This window comes from Pseudomonas sp. PWP3-1b2 (genome assembly GCF_049896045.1).
In the GTDB taxonomy this organism is placed as follows: Bacteria; Pseudomonadota; Gammaproteobacteria; order Pseudomonadales; family Pseudomonadaceae; genus Aquipseudomonas; species Aquipseudomonas antarctica_B.
The window spans coordinates 11898-32514 of sequence record NZ_JAFCTN010000019.1 but is presented as its reverse complement, the minus strand read 5'-3'; the positions used below and the strand labels follow the sequence as shown (position 1 = coordinate 32514).

General features: G+C 61.6%; 21 protein-coding genes. 9 read left to right on the top strand and 12 right to left on the bottom strand.

The window, feature by feature from the left end; translation table 11 throughout:
• Positions 1-2 precede the first annotated feature (2 nt).
• The 4 genes from ACP7A2_RS14325 to cpaB are packed head-to-tail and all read right to left on the bottom strand — an operon-like array spanning position 3 to position 4617.
• Positions 3-1265 carry a CpaF family protein gene (locus tag ACP7A2_RS14325; RefSeq protein WP_426134723.1) on the bottom strand — a complete coding sequence of 421 codons (1263 nt, stop codon included), beginning with the start codon at positions 1263-1265 and terminating at the stop codon, positions 3-5.
• The gene (locus ACP7A2_RS14320) at positions 1262-2455 is read right to left on the bottom strand and encodes an AAA family ATPase (protein ID WP_426134722.1); all 1194 of its coding nucleotides are present in this window, start codon (positions 2453-2455) and stop codon (positions 1262-1264) included. Before ACP7A2_RS14320 ends, ACP7A2_RS14325 begins: the two co-directional genes overlap by 4 nt.
• On the bottom strand, positions 2452-3672 hold the full coding sequence (locus ACP7A2_RS14315) for a type II and III secretion system protein family protein (protein WP_426134721.1): 1221 nt from the start codon (positions 3670-3672) through the stop codon (positions 2452-2454). The genes ACP7A2_RS14320 and ACP7A2_RS14315 overlap by 4 nt, the downstream gene beginning before the upstream one ends.
• A gap of 15 nt (positions 3673-3687) precedes the next feature.
• Complete coding sequence (gene cpaB, locus ACP7A2_RS14310) at positions 3688-4617, bottom strand: Flp pilus assembly protein CpaB (protein ID WP_426134720.1); 930 nt, start codon at positions 4615-4617, stop codon at positions 3688-3690.
• 330 nt (positions 4618-4947) lie between these two features.
• Here cpaB and ACP7A2_RS14305 point away from each other — a divergent pair, with 330 nt between their 5' ends.
• On the top strand, positions 4948-5145 hold the full coding sequence (locus tag ACP7A2_RS14305; RefSeq protein WP_426134719.1) for a Flp family type IVb pilin: 198 nt from the start codon (positions 4948-4950) through the stop codon (positions 5143-5145).
• Between the two features lie 65 nt (positions 5146-5210).
• Positions 5211-5618, top strand: a complete 408-nt coding sequence (locus ACP7A2_RS14300) for a response regulator (RefSeq protein ID WP_426134718.1) — start codon at positions 5211-5213, stop codon at positions 5616-5618.
• A gap of 254 nt (positions 5619-5872) precedes the next feature.
• Here the strand turns inward: ACP7A2_RS14300 and ACP7A2_RS14295 are convergent, their stop codons facing one another.
• Together ACP7A2_RS14295 and ACP7A2_RS14290 are read right to left on the bottom strand one after the other, a co-directional pair.
• A complete protein-coding gene (locus tag ACP7A2_RS14295; RefSeq protein WP_426134717.1) occupies positions 5873-6721 on the bottom strand; it encodes a MaoC family dehydratase in 849 nt (282 codons plus the stop codon).
• Positions 6722-6723: 2 nt separating this feature from the next.
• Positions 6724-8067 (bottom strand): 3-oxoacyl-ACP reductase, encoded by a 1344-nt coding sequence (locus tag ACP7A2_RS14290; protein WP_426134716.1) that lies wholly within the window; start codon positions 8065-8067, stop codon positions 6724-6726.
• 113 nt (positions 8068-8180) lie between these two features.
• Here ACP7A2_RS14290 and ACP7A2_RS14285 point away from each other — a divergent pair, with 113 nt between their 5' ends.
• Complete coding sequence (locus tag ACP7A2_RS14285; RefSeq protein ID WP_348059052.1) at positions 8181-9458, top strand: acetyl-CoA C-acetyltransferase; 1278 nt, start codon at positions 8181-8183, stop codon at positions 9456-9458.
• A 134-nt stretch (positions 9459-9592) separates the two neighbouring features.
• Positions 9593-10492, top strand: coding sequence for a PA4780 family RIO1-like protein kinase (locus ACP7A2_RS14280; RefSeq protein WP_348059050.1), 900 nt, complete (start codon positions 9593-9595; stop codon positions 10490-10492).
• A gap of 136 nt (positions 10493-10628) precedes the next feature.
• On the opposite strand, the gene cueR is transcribed toward ACP7A2_RS14280, so the two are convergent.
• From cueR to ACP7A2_RS14265, 3 genes are all read right to left on the bottom strand, one after another.
• Complete coding sequence (gene cueR, locus ACP7A2_RS14275) at positions 10629-11030, bottom strand: Cu(I)-responsive transcriptional regulator (RefSeq protein ID WP_348059048.1); 402 nt, start codon at positions 11028-11030, stop codon at positions 10629-10631.
• On the bottom strand, positions 11027-13228 hold the full coding sequence (locus ACP7A2_RS14270) for a heavy metal translocating P-type ATPase (protein WP_426134715.1): 2202 nt from the start codon (positions 13226-13228) through the stop codon (positions 11027-11029). Before ACP7A2_RS14270 ends, cueR begins: the two co-directional genes overlap by 4 nt.
• Before the next feature lie 76 nt (positions 13229-13304).
• Complete coding sequence (locus ACP7A2_RS14265; protein WP_426134714.1) at positions 13305-13685, bottom strand: hypothetical protein; 381 nt, start codon at positions 13683-13685, stop codon at positions 13305-13307.
• Between the two features lie 147 nt (positions 13686-13832).
• On the opposite strand from ACP7A2_RS14265, the gene ACP7A2_RS14260 reads away from it, so the two are divergent.
• Positions 13833-14030 carry a heavy-metal-associated domain-containing protein gene (locus ACP7A2_RS14260; protein WP_426134713.1) on the top strand — a complete coding sequence of 66 codons (198 nt, stop codon included), beginning with the start codon at positions 13833-13835 and terminating at the stop codon, positions 14028-14030.
• An 87-nt stretch (positions 14031-14117) separates the two neighbouring features.
• Complete coding sequence (locus ACP7A2_RS14255; protein WP_348059040.1) at positions 14118-15311, top strand: multidrug effflux MFS transporter; 1194 nt, start codon at positions 14118-14120, stop codon at positions 15309-15311.
• 8 nt (positions 15312-15319) lie between these two features.
• Here ACP7A2_RS14255 and ACP7A2_RS14250 read toward each other — a convergent pair whose 3' ends face one another.
• The 3 genes from ACP7A2_RS14250 to ACP7A2_RS14240 form a co-directional block, all read right to left on the bottom strand.
• Positions 15320-15502 (bottom strand): hypothetical protein, encoded by a 183-nt coding sequence (locus ACP7A2_RS14250; RefSeq protein WP_426134712.1) that lies wholly within the window; start codon positions 15500-15502, stop codon positions 15320-15322.
• A 318-nt stretch (positions 15503-15820) separates the two neighbouring features.
• Complete coding sequence (locus ACP7A2_RS14245) at positions 15821-16834, bottom strand: zinc-binding alcohol dehydrogenase family protein (protein WP_426134711.1); 1014 nt, start codon at positions 16832-16834, stop codon at positions 15821-15823.
• Between the two features lie 23 nt (positions 16835-16857).
• Positions 16858-17151, bottom strand: a complete 294-nt coding sequence (locus ACP7A2_RS14240; RefSeq protein WP_426134710.1) for a putative quinol monooxygenase — start codon at positions 17149-17151, stop codon at positions 16858-16860.
• Between the two features lie 117 nt (positions 17152-17268).
• Between ACP7A2_RS14240 and ACP7A2_RS14235 the strand changes: the two genes are divergently transcribed.
• The 3 genes from ACP7A2_RS14235 to ACP7A2_RS14225 all read left to right on the top strand — a co-directional run bounded on the left by ACP7A2_RS14235 (position 17269) and on the right by ACP7A2_RS14225 (position 20497).
• Positions 17269-18198, top strand: a complete 930-nt coding sequence (locus ACP7A2_RS14235; protein ID WP_426134709.1) for a LysR family transcriptional regulator — start codon at positions 17269-17271, stop codon at positions 18196-18198.
• A gap of 132 nt (positions 18199-18330) precedes the next feature.
• The gene (locus tag ACP7A2_RS14230; RefSeq protein WP_426134708.1) at positions 18331-19041 is read left to right on the top strand and encodes an ArsR/SmtB family transcription factor; all 711 of its coding nucleotides are present in this window, start codon (positions 18331-18333) and stop codon (positions 19039-19041) included.
• Between the two features lie 85 nt (positions 19042-19126).
• Positions 19127-20497, top strand: coding sequence for an MFS transporter (locus tag ACP7A2_RS14225; protein ID WP_426134707.1), 1371 nt, complete (start codon positions 19127-19129; stop codon positions 20495-20497).
• Positions 20498-20617: the final 120 nt, after the last annotated feature.

The window sequence follows — 20617 nt, the reverse complement described above, 5'->3', positions numbered from 1 at the left end:
AGCTAGGCCGGTTCGCGGCGCAGTTTCTCGCCGGCTGGGTTGACCGCTTCGCGCAGGAAGCCGACGCGGGTGCGTCGGTCAAGGCGGAACAGGGTATTGGTCACGTACACGTCTTCACGTATGCCCACCACCTCGACCACTTCGCTGACGCAACGACGGCCATCCGGCAGACGGATCAGTTGAACCACTACATCCAGCGCTGCGCAGATCATTTGCCGCAGGGTTTTTTCCGCCACCATTCGGCCGGTCAACCCCACCAGGGTTTCCAGGCGCAACAGCGCATCGGAGGCATTGTTGGCGTGCACGGTACTCATCGAACCGTCGTGGCCGGTGTTCATGGCGGTGAGTACATCGAGCACTTCCACGCCACGGATCTCGCCGAGAATGATGCGGTCGGGGCGCATCCGCAGGGCGTTGCGGATCAGGTCGCTGGCCTTGACCTCGCCGTGGCCCTCGGCATTCGGCGGGCGGGTTTCCAGGCGCACCACGTGCGGGTGGCCCATTTGCAGTTCGGCCACGTCTTCGATGGTCACGAGGCGCTCGTGGGGGTTGATCAGTTGGCTGAGAACATTCAGCAGTGTGGTTTTGCCGGTGCCCGTGCCGCCGCTGATGAGGATGTTGCAGCGCTTGCCCACGGCTTCCTGGAAGAAGTCGAAGATGTTCTGGTCGATGGTCTGCATGGCCACCAGGTCGCTGCTCTTGAGCATGTCCTTGCGAAACTTTCGAATCGACAGGCATGGCCCGTCGAGGGCGATCGGCGGGATGATCGCGTTGACCCGGCTGCCATCGGGCAGGCGCGCATCGACCATCGGCGACGACTCATCCAGGCGCCGGCCCAGGGGCGCGAGGATGCGTTGCATCACGCGCTCCACGTGGTGCGAGTCGATAAACCGCAAGTCGCTGTGGTGCAGCAAACCGTCACGCTCGATAAACACCCGGTGCGGGCCGTTGACCAGAATCTCCGTCACGGACGGGTCGCGCAGCAGCACTTCCAGCGGGCCGAAACCGGTCAGCTCGTCAACGATCTCTTCGGCCAGGCGCTCCATTTCATAGCGGGAAATCGCCAGGTGCATGCGGTTGATGTATTCGGCGACTTTGTCGATGACGAACTGCGCCAACAGCGGGCGAGAGCCCTCCAGCAAATTCTTTCCCGACTCTTCGATCGCGTCGATGATGTAGCGATGGAGCACCAGTTTCAGCCCGTCGTGGTCAGTGTTGCCACCGTTGCCTCGCGCGGGTGAGCCGAAGAGTTTTTCACCGTTCATTTGGTCGCTCCCAGCAGACGTTCAAGCCAGTTGTGAGATTGTTGTTTCATGCCCTCGGAGCGTTTCGCCAGGCGTTCGCCCAGGGCTTTCAACCCTTGGGTCAAGCCTTCCCGTGGGGCCAGGGCGAACAAGGTTTGCCCCTGATTCTTCGCGTTAAGGCGCACTTCCGGGCTTAACGGCAACACGGCGATGGCCTCCAGGCCAAAGCTTTTGCTCAGCGCTTGCGAATCGGGCGCGCAGCCTTTGATATAGCGATCAACCAACAGCTTGGCGTGCTCCAGTTTCATGCCTTTTTCGCGCCACAGGTTCAGTACGGCCAGGTTGCGACGGCAGTCCAGTACGCTTTGGTCCGTGCACCACAACAGCTTGTCGCAGTGGCTGACAAACGTGCGCAGGGCTTCGCTGTCCGGTTGGCCGGCAAGGTTCACCACGATGTGCTGGAAGTGTTGGCGCAAGGCGCTGAGCAGCATGTACAGCTCGGCGGCACTGGTCTGTTCCAGAGGCTCATCGTTGGGCGCGTAGGCCAGAATGCGCAAGCCCTCGTCGGCGCAGGTGAAGGCGCTGTTGATCAAGGTCGCGTCCAGACGCCTGAGGTGGCGCAGGGCATCGCCAAAATTGAACGAGCTTTCCAGCCCCAGCAACGCCAGGCTGTCGCCCCTGGGCAGGCCCAGGTCCAGCAGCAGGGTTTGCTGCCCGCTCTTTTGCACCACCAGCGCCAAATGGCTGCTCAACAGGGCGCCGTCGGCATTGCTTTGGGTGCCATACAGCACCGTGAGGCCGCCCAGTTGCGTGTTGGTGGTGACCGGTGGCAGGCGCTTGCTCAGGCGGCGTACCAGCCCGGCCACTTCGCTGGAGCGTGAGCCGTAGGCGACAAAATCACGCGCGCCGGCCCGCATCGCGTTCAGCACCAACTGGTTGTCCATGCCGTCACCGAGGGCAACGATCGCCAGCATCGGCTTGGCCTCCAGCGCGCTTTCGATCAGCGCGCTTTGCGCCACCACGTTCTCGCGGTCAAGGCCGATAAACACCAGGCTGGCAAAGGTGACATCGACCAGTGCGAGTAACTCGTCCAGGGTGCCGCTGCCGGCGCTGACCACTTGGCCAAGCGGCGCCAGCGCGCCCTGCAGCCATTCCAGGTCGGTGCTGTTACGGGTGATTGCCAGAAATGTCTGGCTCAGGCTATCGCTCATTGAGACAACCCGTTGAGTCGATCGAAATTACCGTTCTCAAGAAAGTATAGGCGGTACCAGTTCGGGTCGTAATTGCGCAGGTTCTCGCCCGGCAATGACGGCAGTTGCGCATTGGCCGCCAGTGGCTGCACCAGGTGCGGCGTGACGATCATCAGCAACTCCTTGTCTTGGCGGTTGATCGAGGAGTCGCGGAAGAATGCGCCAAGAATGGGGATGTCCCCCAGGCCTGGAAACTTGCTGATGGTGGTGGTGTTGTTGCTGCTGATCAGGCCGCTGATCACGAAGCTTTCGCCATCGGCCAGGGACACGCTGGTGTCGGTGCGGCGGATGGTCAGGGCGGGCACCCGAATATTTTCAATCACCACGGCGTTGGTGTAGTCCAGCTCGCTGACTTCCGGTGCCACCTTGAGGGAGATCCGGTTACGGTCGATCACGGTGGGCGTCAGGGTCAGGCGGATACCGAACTCCTTGTACTCGATCGAGATGGTGTTGCTGCCACTGCTGGGCACCGGGATTGGTATTTCGCCCCCGGCCAGAAAGGTCGCGCTTTGCCCACTCATGGCCACCAGGCTCGGGCGCGCAAGGGTGTAGGCAAAGCCGCTGCTTTCCAGGGCGTTGATCATCGCCGAGACCCGGCCACCGCCAAAACCTATGTTGAAACTGTCAGTGCTGACCGGCAGCTTGAACGTGCCTTGCGTCGGAGACAGCAGGTTGGGGCTGCCAAGAAAAAAGTTGTTCCCGATGCCCAGAATCTTGGTGCTGGCTTCCTTGAGCTTGGTGCGGCTGACCTCGACAAAACGAATGTCGGTCTGCACTTGGCTGGGCAGCGTAGGGTCGTCGGTGGGCGCCAGTGACAGGCTGGTCAGCGCCGAGGTGGCCTTGCCTTTAACGAACACCATGCTCTGACGCGGCTTACTCGAGCAGGCGGTCCAGACCAGCAGGCTGGTGGTGCCGGAGGCGACGCCCGTCAGCAGAAAACCGCGGTCGCCATTCAGATGCACATCGGCGATTTTAGGGTCGCCAATCGCCAGACGAGTGATGGCCACCGGTGATTGCAATTCCTGTTGCAGTCCCTCGCCCACAGAGAGGGCGGCGGGCAACTGACCCAGGCTGCCGCAATTGCCCGTGGCGGCCAAAGCCAGGCCCACAGGCAGAGTCGACAGCATCAGGGCGCAGGCTATTTTCAGCGTGAACACCGGTGCAAAACGTCGGTTCATGCAAAGCATCCTTGTTCAGTCGGGCGTTTGTTGGGTTGCCTGGTTGCCGCGGATCACCTCGACGCCCGTGCGGCGCGGGCTGCTCTGGACGACTTTTTTGGGGGCTTGGGCGAAGGCGAGTTGAGTGAACTGATAGAGGTCGCGGTTAGCGCTTTGCAGTTTGCCTGGGGCATCACTTTCGCCAGCCCAGTAGTGGCTCAGTAAGCGCTCTTCGCTGCTGCGCACGGCCAGGCGCAACGTACCGGCCTGAGAGGCCAGCATCAGCCGGCTCAGCAGTGGTTCGGGCACGGCCAGCACGACGGTGCGAGAAGGGGAGTTGCGTTTGGCTTTTTCTTCGGCGGTGACTGCCGGCGGTGACGCGGGCGTCCCGTCGTTGGTCAGGCCCATCTGGTCGCCGACACTGAGCAGGCGCATGGCGGGGATCACCACCTGGGCCGATTGTTCGAGGTTGGCGGCGTCCTGGCGCAGGTACAACAGCACGTCCACATAATCGCCCGGGCTCATTTGGCCGGCAGCGCCAATCACTTCATCGACGGCAACCGCCAGGGCGCGTTCATCCGGGCGAATCATCCTGGCCAGCGGGCCACCGGGTGTAAAGCTTTCTTCATTCAACCAAGTGCCGGCACGCAGGGCTCGCCACGGGGTACGGCCGACGGCCTGGTCCACGCTGGTGAGGCTTCCCGCCGGTGCGGTGCGCAGTTTTTCAACCGTGAGGTCGGCGGCGTTCAGGGCAATAAAGGGCGGGACATCGTGGGCGAGTACCACCACCGGTTGGCGAGTCTGGTCTTCCACCACGGCAACGGCTTGTTCAACGGGAGCGGCCTGCGCAGGCGGCGGTGGCGGCGCTGGCGCGGGTTCCCGGCTGAGCACCAACCCCCAGTAACCGGCAAACAATGCGCCGACCAGCAGCACCCCGGCCAGTACCATGCTCAGACGCGTGTTCATGACGGCTCTCCCTATCCTGTTGCACCACACCCCGCCTGTCCGGACGGTTCAATTTCGCAACCTGGCTGCAATGAACAGCGACTAACTATTTCGCTATTTGAAGGTAGTTCAGCTAGGACGAAATGCCATTACTGCCAGAAAGATTTCTTTTGCGTACAAACGGCAGCCTTTGAAATCACAGATTTACAGCGCCAGTAAAACGCCCACTACTTTGTGATTAATCCGTTCTTACAGTTGTGAGGGTGGGGTTTGTTGACAATGCTCAAGTTGCACAACGCAATGGCTGTGCAGGACCGGGATACGGCGCCGTGGCGCCTGAGGAGAAGTACTATGATCCTTGATTTTTTGATGAAACTTAACGTTCAACTCCAGCTGCTGTTTCATCGCAAAGACGGCGCAACGGCGATTGAATATCTCATTCTCGTGGCGATTGTGGCGCTGGTGGTTCTGGCGGCCGGGACCGCGTTGGGGCCGCAGATCACCGCTTTCTTTGAAAGGATCGGCGATGCCCTCACACCCGCTGCATGAGGTTGAGTGTTCAGCGGTTGTTTGTGAGTGAAGACCTCATTGAATGGTAATTCCAGGTAGTACTCATGAATGCTGCGACTGCTCCTTTTCGCCAGCAAATTCTGTTGGTGGATGACGAAGAAGATGCCCTTGTTGAGCTGGCGGAATCGCTGGAAAACGAGGGCTTCGTTTGTTTTACCGCTTCTTCTGTCACCTTTGCGTTGCAGGAGTTGACGTTGAACCCTGACATTGCGTTGGTGATTACTGATCTGCGGATGCCTGAGGAGAGTGGCATTTCTTTGATCAAGCGGTTGCGTGAGCATACGGATCGCCAGCATTTGCCAGTGATTGTGATGTCGGGGCATGCGGAGATGGATGATGTGAGTGACATGCTGCGGCTGCAGGTGTTGGATCTGTTTCGCAAGCCGATTTATTTGGTGCGGTTGATTGATACGCTTAACAGTCTGTTTCCGCTGCGCAATTCGCAGATTTAGAGTGGGTGTAGATCCGTTGCTACGGTAACGGCTTGAGTAGTTGAATCAAAGGCGCTGTATTTTTCTGAAGCAGATCGCGATTCTCCAGAACAAATGGAGATCCAACTGTGGGAGCGGGCTTGCTCGCGAATGCGGTGTATCAGCCACCAAGCCCATCAACTGACCACCGCCTTCGCGAGCAAGCCCGCTCCCACATTTCTGACCGAGTAAGACTTCAACACTCCCACCCACAGGCGGCGCGCCGACTCCGGTCCTCAGGCAATAGGTCGCCACTTGCCTACCATGTGCTCAATGTTATCCGCGCCCTTTAACAGCAATTCACCGCTGGAGCCGGGAGCGCTGGCAAACAGGATGACTTCACTTGGCAGGCGTACCGGTTTTTTAAATTCGACGATGATTTCAATATTCGCGGCAGGCAGGTGTTCGCCCAGCGCGGCGAGGGTGTGCGCCTTGTTCCACAACCCGTGGGCGATGGCCTGTGGGAAGCCGAAGAGTTTGGCCGTGAGTGCGCTCAGGTGGATCGGGTTGTAATCGCCGGATACTCGGGCATAGCGGCGGCCGATATCGGCGGGCGCCTTCCAGCGTGTCAGTTCACTGACCTGGGCGGGGCTGGGCGCTCTGTCGTCCGCAGGCTCGCCTTCGAGTTTCACGCCCCGGCACAGCATTTGGCTCTCGGCCTCCCACAGCACGCCGAGGGAATCTTCGACGGTGGTTACCACGTCAAAGGTTGCACCTTTGGCGTGGGGCTTCAGGTTGTGTGCGTGCACCGCAACTGTCAGGTCGTTCACGGCGCCCAGTGGGCGGTGGATGCGAATACGGTTGCTCAGGTGAATCAGCCCCAGCAGCGGGAACGGAAAATTGTTCGCGGTGAGCAACTGCATCTGTAAGCCGAACGCCAGGATGTGCGGATACGTCGCCGGCAGGATCGGGCTGTCGGCAAAACCGCATACCTTTCGGTAGGCCGCCACCTGCTTGGGGTCCACGCTCACTCGGCAGCGCAGCCCCTGCTCGGGCAAGGTGTTACCGGTGATCTTGCGCTTGAGTGCTGCGCGCCAGTACAGCGGCGGTAAAGACGGCGTACTGCCTAACGTTTGCCATTCCATGCTTACGCTCCCAGTAGACTTTGCCCACACACACGCAACGCTTGGCCGCTGACGGCGCCGGAGCCCGGTTGGCCCAGCCACGCCACCGCTTCAGCGACGTCCTGCGGCAAACCGCCCTGGCCCAGTGAGCTCATGCGCCGCCCGGCTTCACGCAGGGCAAACGGGATATGCGCGGTCATCTGGGTTTCGATAAAACCGGGGGCCACGGCATTGATGCTGATACCGCGCTCTTTCAACAGCGGCGCCCATGCCTGGGCCAGGCCGATCAAGCCGGCTTTGCTGGCGGCATAGTTGGTTTGCCCGCGATTGCCTGCGATGCCGCTGATGGAGGCCAGCAACACCACGCGGGCATTGTCGTGCAGGGTGCCGTTGTCGAGCAGGGTTTTGGTCAGCACCTGCGGCGCATTGAGGTTGACCGCCAGCACCGCGTCCCAATATTCCGGGGTCATGTTGGCCAGGGTCTTGTCGCGCGTGATACCGGCGTTGTGCACCAGAATGTCGAGGCCGTCCGGCAGGTGTTCGACCAACTGCGTGGCGGCGTCTTCGGCGCAGATATCCAGCACTACGGTGCGTGCACCCAGGCGCGCGGCGAGGGCTTCGAGGTCGGCCTTGGCTTGGGGCACGTCGAGCAAAATCACTTCGGCGCCGTCACGTGCCAGGGTTTCGGCGATGGATGCACCAATGCCCCGCGCAGCGCCGGTGACCAGTGCCTTGCGCCCGGCCAGTGGGCGAGTCCAGTCCTCGACCGGTGTGGCGCAGGCCTCAAGGCGGATCACCTGGCCGGAGATATAGGCACTTTTTGGCGACAGGAAAAACCGCAGCGCGCCTTCCAGTTGGTCTTCGGCACCGTCGCCGACGTAGAGCAACTGCAACACGCCGCCATTGCGCAGTTCTTTGGCCAGCGAGCGGCTGAAACCTTCCAACGCACGCTGCGCGCTGGCGGCGAACGGGTCGCCGAGGGTTTCCGGCGCGCGGCCGAGAATCACCAGGTGCGCGCTGTTATCGAGGTTCTTGAGCAATGGCTGAAAGAACTCACGCAATTGCTTGAGCTGGTCGGTGTGCTGCAAGTCACTGGCATCGAACACCACCGCCTTGAGTTTGGGGCCGTGGCCGGGAATCCACGTCGACGATTCACTGCCGTAGGTGTAAATCGCATCGGTGAGTTTGGGCGCAAACGCCTGCACCTTGGCGGCGAGCGCACCGCCGCCGAGCAGCAATGCACCTTCGACCGGGCGCAGGCGCCCGGCTTGCCAGCGTTCCAGGCGTACCGGTGACGGCAGGCCAATGGCGGCGACCAGGCGATGGCCGAGGCTTGAGTTGGCGAAGTCGATATAACGGTCAGACATGGAACGCTCTCCGAAGGCTGGGGTTCAAAGGGTTGACCACCCCGGGGCGGTAGTCGTTCGATCAGCCTAGGCTAGTCTGAAAGACTCACCCCACAACCGACAGGGAGCTTTCCATGACTCAATTGCGCCGTGTAGCGATCATTGGCGGTAACCGCATTCCTTTCGCCCGTTCCAATGGCCCTTACGCCACGGCGAGCAACCAGGACATGCTGACCGCTGCCCTGGAGGGCTTGATCGAACGCTACAACCTGCACGGCCTGCGCTTGGGTGAAGTGGCCGCTGGTGCGGTGCTTAAGCACTCCCGCGATTTCAACCTGACCCGCGAATGCGTACTGGGCTCGCGCTTGTCGCCGCAAACGCCGGCCTATGACATTCAACAGGCGTGCGGCACCGGGCTTGAGGCGGCATTGCTGGTGGCCAACAAAATTGCGCTTGGCCAGATCGACTGCGGGATTGCTGGCGGGGTCGACACCACGTCCGATGCGCCGATCGGGGTCAATGAAGGGCTGCGCAAGATTCTGTTGCAGGCCAACCGCAGCAAATCCATGGCGGACAAATTAAAAGTCTTGTTACAACTTCGTCCCCATCACCTCAAGCCCGAACTGCCGCGCAACGGCGAACCGCGAACCGGTTTGTCCATGGGCCAGCATTGCGAACTGATGGCGCAAACCTGGCAGATTCCTCGCGCCGAGCAAGACCAACTGGCCCTTGAAAGCCATCAGAAAATGGCCGCGGCGTACGCTGAAGGCTGGCATAACGATTTGCTCACACCGTTCCTTGGCCTGACCCGCGACAACAACCTGCGCCCCGACCTGTCCCTGGAAAAGCTCGCCAGCCTCAAGCCCGCGTTCGAACGCAGCGAAAAGGGCACGCTCACCGCCGGCAACTCCACGCCGCTCACCGATGGTGCGTCGCTGGTGCTGCTGGGCAGTGAAGAATGGGCGCAGGCGCGCGGCTTGCCGATCCTCGCCTATTTGCGCGACGGCGAAGCGGCCGCTGTAGATTTCGTCAACGGTGCCGAAGGCCTGTTGATGGCCCCGGTGTATGCCGTGCCGCGTTTGCTGGCGAGAAATGGCCTGACGCTGCAGGATTTTGATTACTACGAAATTCACGAAGCCTTTGCCGCCCAGGTGTTGTGCACCCTCAAAGCCTGGGAAGACGCCGACTACTGCAAGACCCGCCTCGGGCTGGATGCGCCGCTGGGTTCCATTGATCGCAGCCGGCTGAATGTGAAAGGCAGCTCGCTGGCGGCCGGGCATCCGTTTGCGGCCACCGGCGGTCGTATCGTCGCCAACCTGGCCAAGTTGCTCGATGCGGCGGGCAAGGGCCGAGGGCTTATTTCGATCTGTGCCGCTGGCGGGCAAGGTGTGACTGCGATCATTGAGCGCTGATTAAGCATCAAACTGGCCTATCTAATGCATTCTTGGGTGGTCAGAGGTCGGTAGCCTCTCCCACCGGCGAGCCGATTGCCGTATAACGAGTGCCACACGCGTGTTTGGTAATACAGGACCCACAATAAAAGCTGATGAAGACTCCTAAACGCATTGAACCCCTGATCGAAGACGGTCTGGTCGACGAAGTGCTGCGCCCACTCATGAGTGGTAAAGAAGCAGCTGTTTATGTGGTGCGCTGCGGCAATGAATTGCGTTGCGCCAAGGTTTACAAGGAGGCAAATAAACGAAGTTTTCGTCAGGCGTCCGAATACCAGGAAGGCCGCAAAGTTCGTAACAGCCGCCAGGCCCGCGCCATGGCCAAAGGCTCCAAGTTCGGCAAGAAAGAAACCGAAGATGCCTGGCAGAACGCCGAAGTGGCGGCGTTGTTCCGCTTGGCCGGTGCGGGCGTTCGTGTGCCCAAGCCGTACGACTTCCTTGAAGGCGTGCTGTTGATGGAACTGGTGGCCGATGAGTATGGCGATGCCGCGCCGCGTCTGAACGACGTGACGCTGGAACCGGACCAGGCGCGCGAATACCACGCCTTCCTGATTTCCCAGATCGTCCTGATGCTGTGCACTGGGCTGGTGCACGGTGACCTGTCCGAGTTCAACGTACTGTTGACCCCGACTGGCCCGGTGATCATCGATCTGCCCCAGGCGGTGGATGCGGCGGGCAATAACCACGCGTTCAGCATGCTGGAGCGTGACGTCGGCAACATGGCTTCCTACTTCGGGCGCTTCGCCCCGGAGTTGAAAAAGACCAAGTACGCCAAGGAAATGTGGGCGCTGTACGAAGCTGGCACCTTGCACCCGGCCAGTCTGTTGACCGGCGAGTTTGACGAGCCGGAAGAGCTGGCGGACGTGGGCGGTGTGATCCGCGAAATCGAAGCGGCGCGGCTGGATGAAGAGCGCCGGCAAGCAGTTCGCGCGGCGGATGATGCGCCACAAAGCAAAGTGCCGGACGAGCCACCGCCGCCGCCCTGGATGCAATGATTCGTTAGCACGAAGCGGGTGCGGTCCCCTGTGGGAGCTGGCTTGCCTGCGATAGCATCACCCCGGTCAGGCTGACTCACCGAGGTGTCTGCATCGCAGGCAAGCCAGCTCCCACAGTTGTTTGGTGTTGGTCTTGTCAGGCGCAGCAACTGCCTGAGGCCAATTCCTTGAGAATCGGGCAATCAGGCCGATGATCGCCCTGGCAGTGTTCCACCAAATCCTGCAACGTGTCCCGCAACTGCCCCAATTCGCGAATCTTCTGGTTCAGCGCCTCGATATGTTGGCGCGCCAGCGCTTTCACATCGGCACTGGCCCGTTGCCGGTCTTGCCACAACGTCAGCAACTTGCCGACTTCCTCCAGTGAAAACCCCAAATCCCGCGAGCGCTTGATGAACGCCAGTGTGTGCAAATCGTCAGCGCCATACACGCGATAGCCACTGTCGGTACGGTGCGCCGCTTTCAGCAGGCCGATGGATTCGTAATAGCGAATCATCTTCGCGCTCAGCCCGCTCTCGCGAGCCGCTTGGCCGATGTTCATGGGCGTTGATCCTCCAAGTCCTCTGGTTTCCAGGTTTTCAACAGTAACGCATTGCTCACCACACTGACGCTGGACAGCGCCATTGCTGCGCCGGCCAGTACCGGGTTGAGCAGGCCGAACGCGGCCAGGGGAATGCCGATCAAGTTATACACAAAGGCCCAGAACAGGTTCTGGCGGATCTTTGCGTAGGTCTTGCGGCTGATTTCCAGCGCGGCCGGCACCAGGCGCGGGTCGCCACGCATTAACGTGATACCCGCCGCGTGCATCGCCACGTCGGTGCCGCCGCCCATGGCGATGCCGATATCGGCGGCGGCCAGCGCCGGAGCGTCGTTGATGCCGTCGCCCACCATGGCCACTACGCCGGTCTTTTTCAGCTCAGCGACGGTGGCGGCTTTGTCGGCGGGCAGCACTTCGGCGTGCACGTCGTCGATGCCCAACGCTTGGGCGACTACTCGGGCGCTGCCACGGTTATCGCCCGTCAGCAGGTGGCTGCTGATGTGCTGCGCCTTGAGTTTCTCCACCGCTTGCAACGCGCCGGGTTTGAGGGTGTCGCCGAAGGCGAACAGCCCCAGCACGCGCGGCTGCGCGCCTGTTTCGATCAGCCACGACAGCGTGCGGCCTTCGGCCTCCCAATCCCTGGCGCAAGTTGCCAGATCACCCGCGCTCAAGCCGCTTTCTTCCAGCATGCGACGATTGCCCAGGGCCAGTTGCCGGCCGTCGAGCGTGCCGGCAATGCCGCGCCCGGTCAGGGATTGGCTGGCGCTTACGTCGGCCACGCTCAAGCCACGCTCGCTGCACGCGTCCAGCACGGCCTTGGCCAACGGGTGTTCGCTGCCACGTTGCAGTGCGCCGGCTTGCCGTAGGAGCAGGGCTTCATTGCCGTCCACCGCTGCCAAGTGCGCAATTTTCGGCGCGCCGGAGGTGAGCGTGCCAGTCTTGTCAAAGACCACGGCGCTGACCTCATGGGCGCGCTCCAGGGCTTCGGCGTCCTTGATCAGAATGCCGTAGCGGGCCGCGACACCGGTGCCCGCCATGATTGCGGTCGGCGTGGCCAGGCCCAGCGCGCAGGGGCAGGCAATCACCAGCACCGCCACCGCATTGATGATCGCGGTTTCCAGTGGCGCGCCGTACAACCACCAGCCCACCAGCGTGATCAATGCCACTACCAGCACAGTCGGGACGAACACCTGGCTGACTTTATCCACCAGTTTCTGGATCGGTGCCTTGGCAGCTTGAGCGTCTTCAACCAGGCGAATAATCCGCGCCAACACGCTTTCGGCGCCGAGGGCCAGGGTGCGCACCAACAAACGGCCCTCGCCATTGATGGCGCCGCCAGTGACGGTATCCCCAGGCTGTTTCGGCACCGGCAGGCTTTCGCCGCTGATCAAGGCTTCGTCGGCATGGCTTTGGCCTTCCACCACTTCACCGTCCACCGGGAAACGCTCGCCGGGTTTAACCAGTATCAGGTCATTGAGTTTCAGCGCATTGATGGCGACGTCTTCTTCGCGGCCCTCAACCACCCGAATCGCCCGCTCCGGGCGCAGCGCTTCGAGGGCGCGGATGGCGCTGGCGGTCTGGCGTTTGGCGCGGCTTTCCAGGTATTTGCCCAGCAGCACCAGCGCGATCACCACCGCCGAGGCTTCGAAGTACAGATGGGGCATGGTGCCAGCCGGTGCGGTGAGCCATTCATACAGGCTCAAGCCGTACCCGGCGCTGGTGCCGATCGCCACCAGCAAATCCATATTGCCCGCGCCCGCCCGCACGGCTTTCCACGCCGCACTATAAAAACGCGCGCCCAAGATGAATTGCACCGGCGTGGCCAGGGCGAACTGCACCCAGGCCGGGAGCATCCAGTGCAGGCCGAAGGGGGCTACCAGCATCGGCAGCACCAGCGGCAAGGCCAGAGCAATCGCCAGCAGCAGCGACCAACGCTCGCGCTGCAGGCGCTGGGCCTGGTTGGCATCGGTGACGGTTTCGCTTTGCGGCAGGCTGGCGCTGTAGCCGGCTTTGTCGACTGCTGCGATCAGCACGGCAGGGTCCATTTGGCCCAGCACTTCGACATGCGCGCGTTCGTTGGCCAGGTTGACGCTGACGCTGCGCACCCCCGGCACTTTGCCGAGCGCGCGCTCGACACGTCCAGCACAGCTGGCGCAGGTCATGCCGCTGATGGGCAGGTCAAAGGTGGTGGATCCATTCATGGGGCAGTCCTCCAGAAGACAATGCCCCCAGCATCAACCTTGACCTGTGGGGAAGGTCAAGCGTGATCGTTCGGGATCAATATTCCAGGGCAGCCGGTTTCAGGTACATGCCATCCGGGCCTTGGGCGATACGCAGTTTGCGTACGTCACCGGCCTTCAACGTGATGTTCTGCGCCGGTGGCGCCAGCAGGCCCGGCAGGCAGCCTAGTGCCTGGCCCGGCAGCAGCTTGAGGCGCAGCGACACATTGCCCGCTGGCAGGTTGAACGAGGTGGCTTGTTCCTGAAACAGGCGCCCGGCCAACTGGTCCTGGATATACAGGCCGATCTCACAGTTAGTCGGCACTTCCAGGCGTTCCCGGGAAATAATCAGCACCGCATAGTCTTGATCGGCGCTGGCCTGGGGGGCAACGGCAGACAAGCTCATCAGGCCGATAAGGCCAAAAAACGACCAGCGCATGGCGAATGCTCCGTGGTTCCCATCAAAGTTAAGTGAAGCTTGGCCGACGGCGCGGCCGAATACCAGCCCGGCTGATGTTTTCAGAACTTGACCTTGCCATGATGGCAAGGTCGACACTGCGTCCACCCTCATTAAAGGAGTCATGTCATGCAAGTATTCAGCGTTGAAGGGATGACCTGCGGCCATTGCGTCGGGGCAGTCACCCAGGCAGTAAAGGGCCAGGATCCGGCGGCCAGCGTGGAGGTCGACCTGGCGGCGAAAACAGTGAGCGTGGAAAGCCAGCTGTCTGCCGAGCAAGTGATCGGCTTGATCACCGAAGAAGGCTACAGCGCCAGGCTCGCGTAAATTTTCTGATAGTTAGCGAGCTATCTTAATGTTCATGGCACCCAAGCGCGGCTAGACTGTCGGGCTGCCGACTCACTTGGGTGCCTGATGAACCTCCGCATAATCCTGATTCTGGGCGCGCTAAGCGCCTTCGCGCCGTTGGCGATCGACTTCTACCTGCCGGGCTTTCCGGCGATGGCCACCGCATTTGCCACTGACGAAAAACATATCCAGCTGACCCTGGCGGTGTACTTCGGCGGCCTGGCCATCGGCCAATTGATCTATGGCCCGCTGGCAGACCGCTTCGGTCGGCGCGGCCCACTGCTCAGTGGCGTAACCCTGTTTACCCTGGCGTCCTTCGCCTGCGCCTATGCGCCCTCCCTGGAATGGCTGATCGGCGCGCGCTTCGTGCAGGCCCTCGGTGGCTGCGCGGGCATGGTGATTTCCCGTGCGGTGGTCAGCGACAAATGTGATGCCGTCGGCTCGGCCAAGGTTTATTCGCAATTGATGCTGGTGACTGGTCTGGCGCCGATTCTTGCGCCCCTGGCAGGCGGCGTGATGGTCGGGATATGGGGCTGGCAGTCGATTTTCCTGGTCTTGTCGGTGTTCAGCGTGATGGCGGCCATTGCTGTAGCCGTCGGGTTGCCGGAAACCTTTCCCGCCGACAAGCCCCGTCAACCTTTGTCTGGGTCGCTGCGTCGATACGCCAGCCTGTTGTCGGACCGGGTTTACCTCGGTTACGCCCTCACCGGCGGCATCTCGATAGCCGGGATGTTTGCCTACATCGCCGGTTCACCGTTCGTGTTTATCAAACTCTATGGCGTGCCACCTGAGCATTACGGCTGGGTATTCGGCTCCAACGCGGCCGGCTTTATTCTGGTGGCGCAAGTCAATGCGCGGTTGCTGTCCAAGCGCGGCCCGGCGTTTTTGCTCTCGCGCACGGTGTGGCTGTACATGCTGGCCGCGCTGACGCTGTTGGGTATTACGGCGTTGCGCACCGACGCCCTTTGGCCATTGCTGGTGCCGCTGTTTATCTGCATCGCCAGCCTGGGCTGCATTTTGCCGAACACCTCGGCCTGTGCCATGGCCGGGCAAGGTGCTCGGGCGGGCAGTGCATCGGCATTGCTCGGGTGCATTCAGTTCGGTGTGGCGGCGGGGGCGGCGTCGCTGGTCGGCGTGCTGCACGACGGCACGGCGATGCCGATGGCAATGGTTATCAGCTTGTGCGGTGTACTGGCGGTGACGGTGGCGGTGTTGACCCAGCGCCTGCAACGGGCAAGGGCCGCGCAGGCGCAGGTCTGACGCGCGGGTTAGCCAGCGGCGTAACGTTGCTGGCTCAGGGGAATACGGTGGGGCGCCTGGATGCGCGCTTGCAGGGTATCGGCAAAGGCACGGGCCTCGGCTTCGGTGCGAAAGGTGAAGGCGTCGCCGTCGAGGCTGACTTGCCATTTGTGGCCTGGGGATTTTGCTAACGCTTTTATCAGGATTTTCATTGCTGACTTCCTCGCGTAAAAGAATCGTGGCAAAGGCGGCCAATATAAACCCGAATGCGCTTGCAAATATGACAAAGATCAACTCTCTGACTAATGGCAGCGAACGGAGGAGCCCGGTATCTGTGGCGAGCGGGCTTGCCCCGCGTTGGGCTGCGTAGCAGCCCTAAAACTGGCCCCTCAGGAGTAGCTGAATCACCGCAATCATCTTTTTGGGGCTGCTGCGCAGCCCAACGCGGGGCAAGCCCGCTCGCCACAACAAGCCCGCTCGCCACAACAAGCCTGCTAGCCGCAACAGGCCCGCTAGCCACAACAGGCGGGCTAGAAACCTTCCAGCACGATCTTGCCCTTGGCCTTGCCACTTTCGAGCAGGGTGTGGGCGCGGCGCAGGTTCTCTGCGTTGATCACACCAAAGTGCTCGCCTACCGTGGTTTTCAAGGTGCCGGCGTCGATCAGTTCGGCCACGCGGTTGAGCAGGTTGTGCTGCTCGATCATGTCCGGGGTCTCGAACATCGAGCGGGTGTACATGAACTCCCAATGCAGCGACAGGCTCTTGCGCTTGAGCTTGCTCACGTCCAGCACCTTGGGGTCGTCGATCAGCGCCAGCTTGCCTTGCGGCTGCAGGGCTTCGACCAATTGGTCCAGGTGCTGGTCGGTCTGGGTCAGGCTGGCGACGTGGGTCACCTGCCCATGCCCGGCGGCTTTCAGCGCTTCGCTCAGCGGCTGGCTGTGGTCGATCACCAGGTCGGCGCCCAAGGCCTTGGTCCATTCCTGGGTTTCCGGGCGCGAGGCGGTGCCGATGACTTTCAGTGCGGTGAGCTGGCTGGCGAGTTGGGTCAGGATCGACCCCACGCCACCGGCAGCACCAACGATCAGCAGGCTTTGGCCTTGATCTTCCTTGCCCTCACGCACTTGCAGGCGCTCGAACAAGAGTTCCCAGGCGGTGATCGCGGTCAGCGGCAAGGCGGCCGCTTCAGCAAACCCCAGGCTTTTGGGCATGTGGCCGACGATGCGCTCGTCCACGGTGTGCAGCTCGCTGTTGCCGCCAGGGCGAGTCAGGGAACCGGCGTAGAAGACCTTGTCACCGGCCTTGAACAGCGTCACTTCGCTGCCGACGGCCTTGACCACACCGGCCACGTCCCAACCCAGCACCTTGGCGGCGCCGTTTTCCGGGGCGGCGTTCTGGCGAACTTTGGTGTCGACCGGGTTAACCGAGATGGCTTTCACCTCCACCAGCAGGTCGCGTGGGCCGGCGACCGGTTCTGGCAGTTGAATGTCTTGCAGGGATTCTGGATCGTTTATCGGCAGTGACGCGTAGTAAGCAATGGCTTTCATGGGGGCTCCGGAAAAGGCGGTGATCAGGCGAGAAACTGCAGGCGCTTGAGTTCGAAGTGTTCGAGGACGTCGGCGGCTTTGGCGCGGAAGCTCTGGATATGTGCGCTTGCGTCGTGGTCGGCCAGCGCCGCGTCGTCGCTCCAGCGTTCGAGCATGTAGAAGGTCTCGGGGTGTTGCAGGTCCTGGTGCAGGTCGTACTGTTCGCAACCGGCTTCAAGGCGAGTGGGTTCCAGCAGGCCGCGCAGCAGGGTTTCCAGGGTGGCCTGTTGGTCAGGTTTGGCGATCAGCGTGGCGATGACGTTAAAGGCAGAGGACATTTTCAACTCCAGACACGTGATGAACGGGATGAGCAGATGATTGGCTATTTCCCGTGGAGATAAAAGCCGCTAAAACAGAGGTCTGTTTCAATAAAATTTTGATAATGGATGTGCAGAGTGCTGCGTTTTGACGATTTACAGTTGTTTGTGCGCGCGGCGGATTTGGGCAGTTTGTCGGCGGCCGCGCGAGTGATGGACTTGTCGCCTGCGGTGGCCAGCGCGGCACTCAAGCGAATCGAACAGCAATTGGGCGCGCGTTTACTGGCGCGTTCCACCCGCAGCCTGCGCTTGACCGCCGAAGGCGAGGGGTTCCTCGAATATGCCCGTGCCGCCTTGAGTTCACTGGATGAAGGGCGGCGCTTACTGGCCAGCGGCCAGGACCATGTCAGCGGCGTGTTGCAACTGTCGGCACCCTCGGACTTCGGACGCAACCAGTTGTTGCCGTGGCTGGATGAGTTCCAGCGGGAGCATCCGCAGCTGAGCGTGCGCCTGTTGCTGGGCGACCGGATTGCCGACCTGTTCCGCCAGCCGGTGGACATCGCCCTGCGCTATGGCGAGCCCGAAGACTCCAGCCTGATCGCGCTGCCCATCGCCCCGCAGAATGTTCGCGTGCTCTGCGCCGCCCCCAGCTACCTCGCCCGCCATGGCGAGCCCCGTCATCTGGAGCAACTGGCCCAACACAATTGCCTGCTGTATATGCTCGGCAGCCGCGTGCATGACCATTGGGGGTTTCACGACGGCAAGCGCGACGTCAGCCTGACGGTGACCGGCGACCGGTTCAGCGACGACGCGGACGTGGTGCGCCGCTGGGCGGTGGCGGGTGTGGGCATTGCCTACAAGTCGTGGCTGGACGTGAGTGCCGACGTACTGGCGGGGCGCTTGCGGGTCATTTTGCCGGAGTTGCGGGGCGAGCGTACGCCGCTGAATTTGCTCTGCGCCCACCGTGCGCAACTAAGCAAACCCATCAACCTGTTGCGGGAAATGCTCGTGTCCCGTTGTGCGACGTTGACTGCGCTCTGGCCGGAACGATTGAACACGCCGCAATAGCCTCCACCAAAGCCGGAAATTTCACTCAGCTCCTGTCCCTATCCATGCTGTAAGACCGCGCGGAACTGGCGATTTGCGCCCCTATACTTTGGCGCAGACCGCACAGACCAATGATTAACAGGGAGTGAAACCATGGAAGCAGCACCTTGCATCAGCCAGATCGCCAGCTTGCTCGCAGAGCCCAAGCGCACCGCCATGCTCTGGGCCTTGATGGACGGTTCGGCAAAGTCCTCGGAGGAATTGGCGACGGTCGCCGGGTTGTCGTCAGCGTCGGCCAATGCACATTTGGCGCGGCTCACCGGCGGCGGTTTGTTGCGCACCGAAGCGCGGCGCGGCAAGCGGCTGTTTCGAGTGGCGGCTGCCGACGTCAGTGCCGCGATTGACGCGTTGGCCATTACCACCGTGGCCAGTGCAATACGGCGCACACCCCAGGCTGCACCGCCCGCCCTGGTCGCACCGCAGCCGTTGCGTCACGCCCGGTTGTGCCAGGGGCACCTGGGCGGTGAGCTGGCAGCGGGGCTTTACCAGCGCATGCTGGCGGCGGGCTGGATCGAGCGTCACGAACTGCGCACCGATGTCAGCGTGAGGGGCGCGCAGAAACTGGCGGGCCTGGGTATTTTTACCCAGGCACTGACCTCGCCTTTGGTCTGCGATTGCTTCGATTGGAGCCAGCAGCAACCCCATCTGGGGGGCGCGTTGGGCGCCGGGCTGTTGCAGTTGTTTTTACAATCGAACTGGGTCAGCGCCACAAACGAGTCCCGCGCCTTATCGGTGACAGACCTGGGGCTATGGGAAATCAATCGGCTCGCCACGCCTGATCACTGCCCTTTGAGTCGTTCATAGTTTCAGTCAGGTCGCATCCAGCAATTACGGGGCAAAACGATGCCGCACACTCGCTTTGGGGATTTTTCACACAGGGGGATGCGGCATGGGTATGACAGGCTATAGCGCAGCGGAACGGCTGGAACGGTTGCCCATCAGCGGCTACCACCGAATCATTTTCATCATCATCGCCCTGGCGTTTTTCTTCGACTCCATGGACCTGGCGATGATGACCTTCCTGTTGGGCTCGATCAAAACCGAATTCGGCCTGAGCACGGCCCAGGCCGGTTTGCTCGCCAGTTCGAGTTTTTTCGGCATGGTGGTGGGCGCCTCATTGTCGGGGATGCTCGCGGACCGCTTCGGGCGCAAGCCGGTGTTTCAGTGGAGCATCGTGTTGTGGGGCATTGCCAGCTACCTGTGCTCCACCGCGCAGACGGTGGAGATGCTGACGCTGTTTCGCATCCTGCTGGGCATCGGCATGGGCATGGAGTTTCCCATCGCGCAGTCGATGTTGTCGGAGCTGATTCCGGCGAAAGGGCGCGGGCGTTATATCGCCTTGATGGACGGCTTCTGGCCGTTGGGCTTCGTGGCGGCCGGTGTGCTGTCGTATTTTCTGCTGCCGGTGATCGGCTGGCGCGACATCTTCCTGGTGTTGGCAGTGCCAGCGGTGTTTGTGCTGGCGATCCGATTTTTTATCCCGGAATCGCCGCGCTGGCTGGAACAGGCCGGGCGGCATGACGCGGCCGACAAGGTATTGCTGGGGATTGAGCAGAAGGTGCGCGACTCGTTGGGGCGTACTGAGTTGCCGGAGCCGATCGGTTTACCACGGGTTGAGAGCGCGCCGGGGACTTTTTTTTCGGCGTTTCATCAGCTGTGGTCGCCGCAGTATCGCCAGCGCACGATGATGATCTGGAGTGTGTGGTTTTTCGCGCTGCTCGGGTTTTACGGGCTGACGTCGTGGCTGAGCGCGCTGTTGCAACAGTCGGGGTTTGCCGTGACCCAGTCGGTGTATTACACGGTGATTATTTCCCTGGGCGGCATTCCCGGGTTCCTGATGGCGGCGTGGCTGGTGGAGCGCTGGGGGCGTAAACCGGTGTGCGTCGTGACCTTGCTCGGCGGCGGCGTGATGGCGTTTTTGTATGGGCAAAGTGCGGTGTTTGGCGGCAACGTGGGGTTGCTGATTACGTCTGGCTTGCTGATGCAGTTCTTTTTGTTTGGCATGTGGGCGGTGCTGTACACCTACACGCCGGAGCTGTATCCCACTTCGGCGCGGGCGACCGGTTCCGGGTTCGCGTCGGCAATTGGCCGGGTTGGCTCGTTGCTGGGCCCGCTGGTGACCGGGCTGGTGTTTCCGATGACTGGGCAGGGCGGGGTGTTTGCGCTGGGGGCGCTGTGTTTTGCCGTGGCGGCGGTGGTGGTGTGGGTGTTCGGGATGGAGACGAAGGGCAAGACTTTGGAAGAACTCACCGACATTTAACGGCCAATACAAACCAGTGTGGGAGCTGGCTTGCCTGCGATGCAGACGCCTCGGTTTTTCAGTTGCACCGAGGTGATGCTATCGCAGGCAAGCCAGCTCCCACATTTTTAACCGGTGTCT

Bases quoted from the DNA above. Each gene is read 5' to 3' on its own strand.
- ACP7A2_RS14325 (WP_426134723.1), bottom strand. From the start codon at position 1,265: ATGAACGGTGAAAAACTCTTCGGCTCACCCGCGCGAGGCAACGGTGGC.
- ACP7A2_RS14320 (WP_426134722.1), bottom strand. From the start codon at position 2,455: ATGAGCGATAGCCTGAGCCAGACATTTCTGGCAATCACCCGTAACAGC.
- ACP7A2_RS14315 (WP_426134721.1), bottom strand. From the start codon at position 3,672: ATGAACCGACGTTTTGCACCGGTGTTCACGCTGAAAATAGCCTGCGCC.
- cpaB (WP_426134720.1), bottom strand. From the start codon at position 4,617: ATGAACACGCGTCTGAGCATGGTACTGGCCGGGGTGCTGCTGGTCGGC.
- ACP7A2_RS14305 (WP_426134719.1), top strand. From the start codon at position 4,948: ATGATCCTTGATTTTTTGATGAAACTTAACGTTCAACTCCAGCTGCTG.
- ACP7A2_RS14300 (WP_426134718.1), top strand. From the start codon at position 5,211: ATGAATGCTGCGACTGCTCCTTTTCGCCAGCAAATTCTGTTGGTGGAT.
- ACP7A2_RS14295 (WP_426134717.1), bottom strand. From the start codon at position 6,721: ATGGAATGGCAAACGTTAGGCAGTACGCCGTCTTTACCGCCGCTGTAC.
- ACP7A2_RS14290 (WP_426134716.1), bottom strand. From the start codon at position 8,067: ATGTCTGACCGTTATATCGACTTCGCCAACTCAAGCCTCGGCCATCGC.
- ACP7A2_RS14285 (WP_348059052.1), top strand. From the start codon at position 8,181: ATGACTCAATTGCGCCGTGTAGCGATCATTGGCGGTAACCGCATTCCT.
- ACP7A2_RS14280 (WP_348059050.1), top strand. From the start codon at position 9,593: ATGAAGACTCCTAAACGCATTGAACCCCTGATCGAAGACGGTCTGGTC.
- cueR (WP_348059048.1), bottom strand. From the start codon at position 11,030: ATGAACATCGGCCAAGCGGCTCGCGAGAGCGGGCTGAGCGCGAAGATG.
- ACP7A2_RS14270 (WP_426134715.1), bottom strand. From the start codon at position 13,228: ATGAATGGATCCACCACCTTTGACCTGCCCATCAGCGGCATGACCTGC.
- ACP7A2_RS14265 (WP_426134714.1), bottom strand. From the start codon at position 13,685: ATGCGCTGGTCGTTTTTTGGCCTTATCGGCCTGATGAGCTTGTCTGCC.
- ACP7A2_RS14260 (WP_426134713.1), top strand. From the start codon at position 13,833: ATGCAAGTATTCAGCGTTGAAGGGATGACCTGCGGCCATTGCGTCGGG.
- ACP7A2_RS14255 (WP_348059040.1), top strand. From the start codon at position 14,118: ATGAACCTCCGCATAATCCTGATTCTGGGCGCGCTAAGCGCCTTCGCG.
- ACP7A2_RS14250 (WP_426134712.1), bottom strand. From the start codon at position 15,502: ATGAAAATCCTGATAAAAGCGTTAGCAAAATCCCCAGGCCACAAATGG.
- ACP7A2_RS14245 (WP_426134711.1), bottom strand. From the start codon at position 16,834: ATGAAAGCCATTGCTTACTACGCGTCACTGCCGATAAACGATCCAGAA.
- ACP7A2_RS14240 (WP_426134710.1), bottom strand. From the start codon at position 17,151: ATGTCCTCTGCCTTTAACGTCATCGCCACGCTGATCGCCAAACCTGAC.
- ACP7A2_RS14230 (WP_426134708.1), top strand. From the start codon at position 18,331: ATGGAAGCAGCACCTTGCATCAGCCAGATCGCCAGCTTGCTCGCAGAG.
- ACP7A2_RS14225 (WP_426134707.1), top strand. From the start codon at position 19,127: ATGGGTATGACAGGCTATAGCGCAGCGGAACGGCTGGAACGGTTGCCC.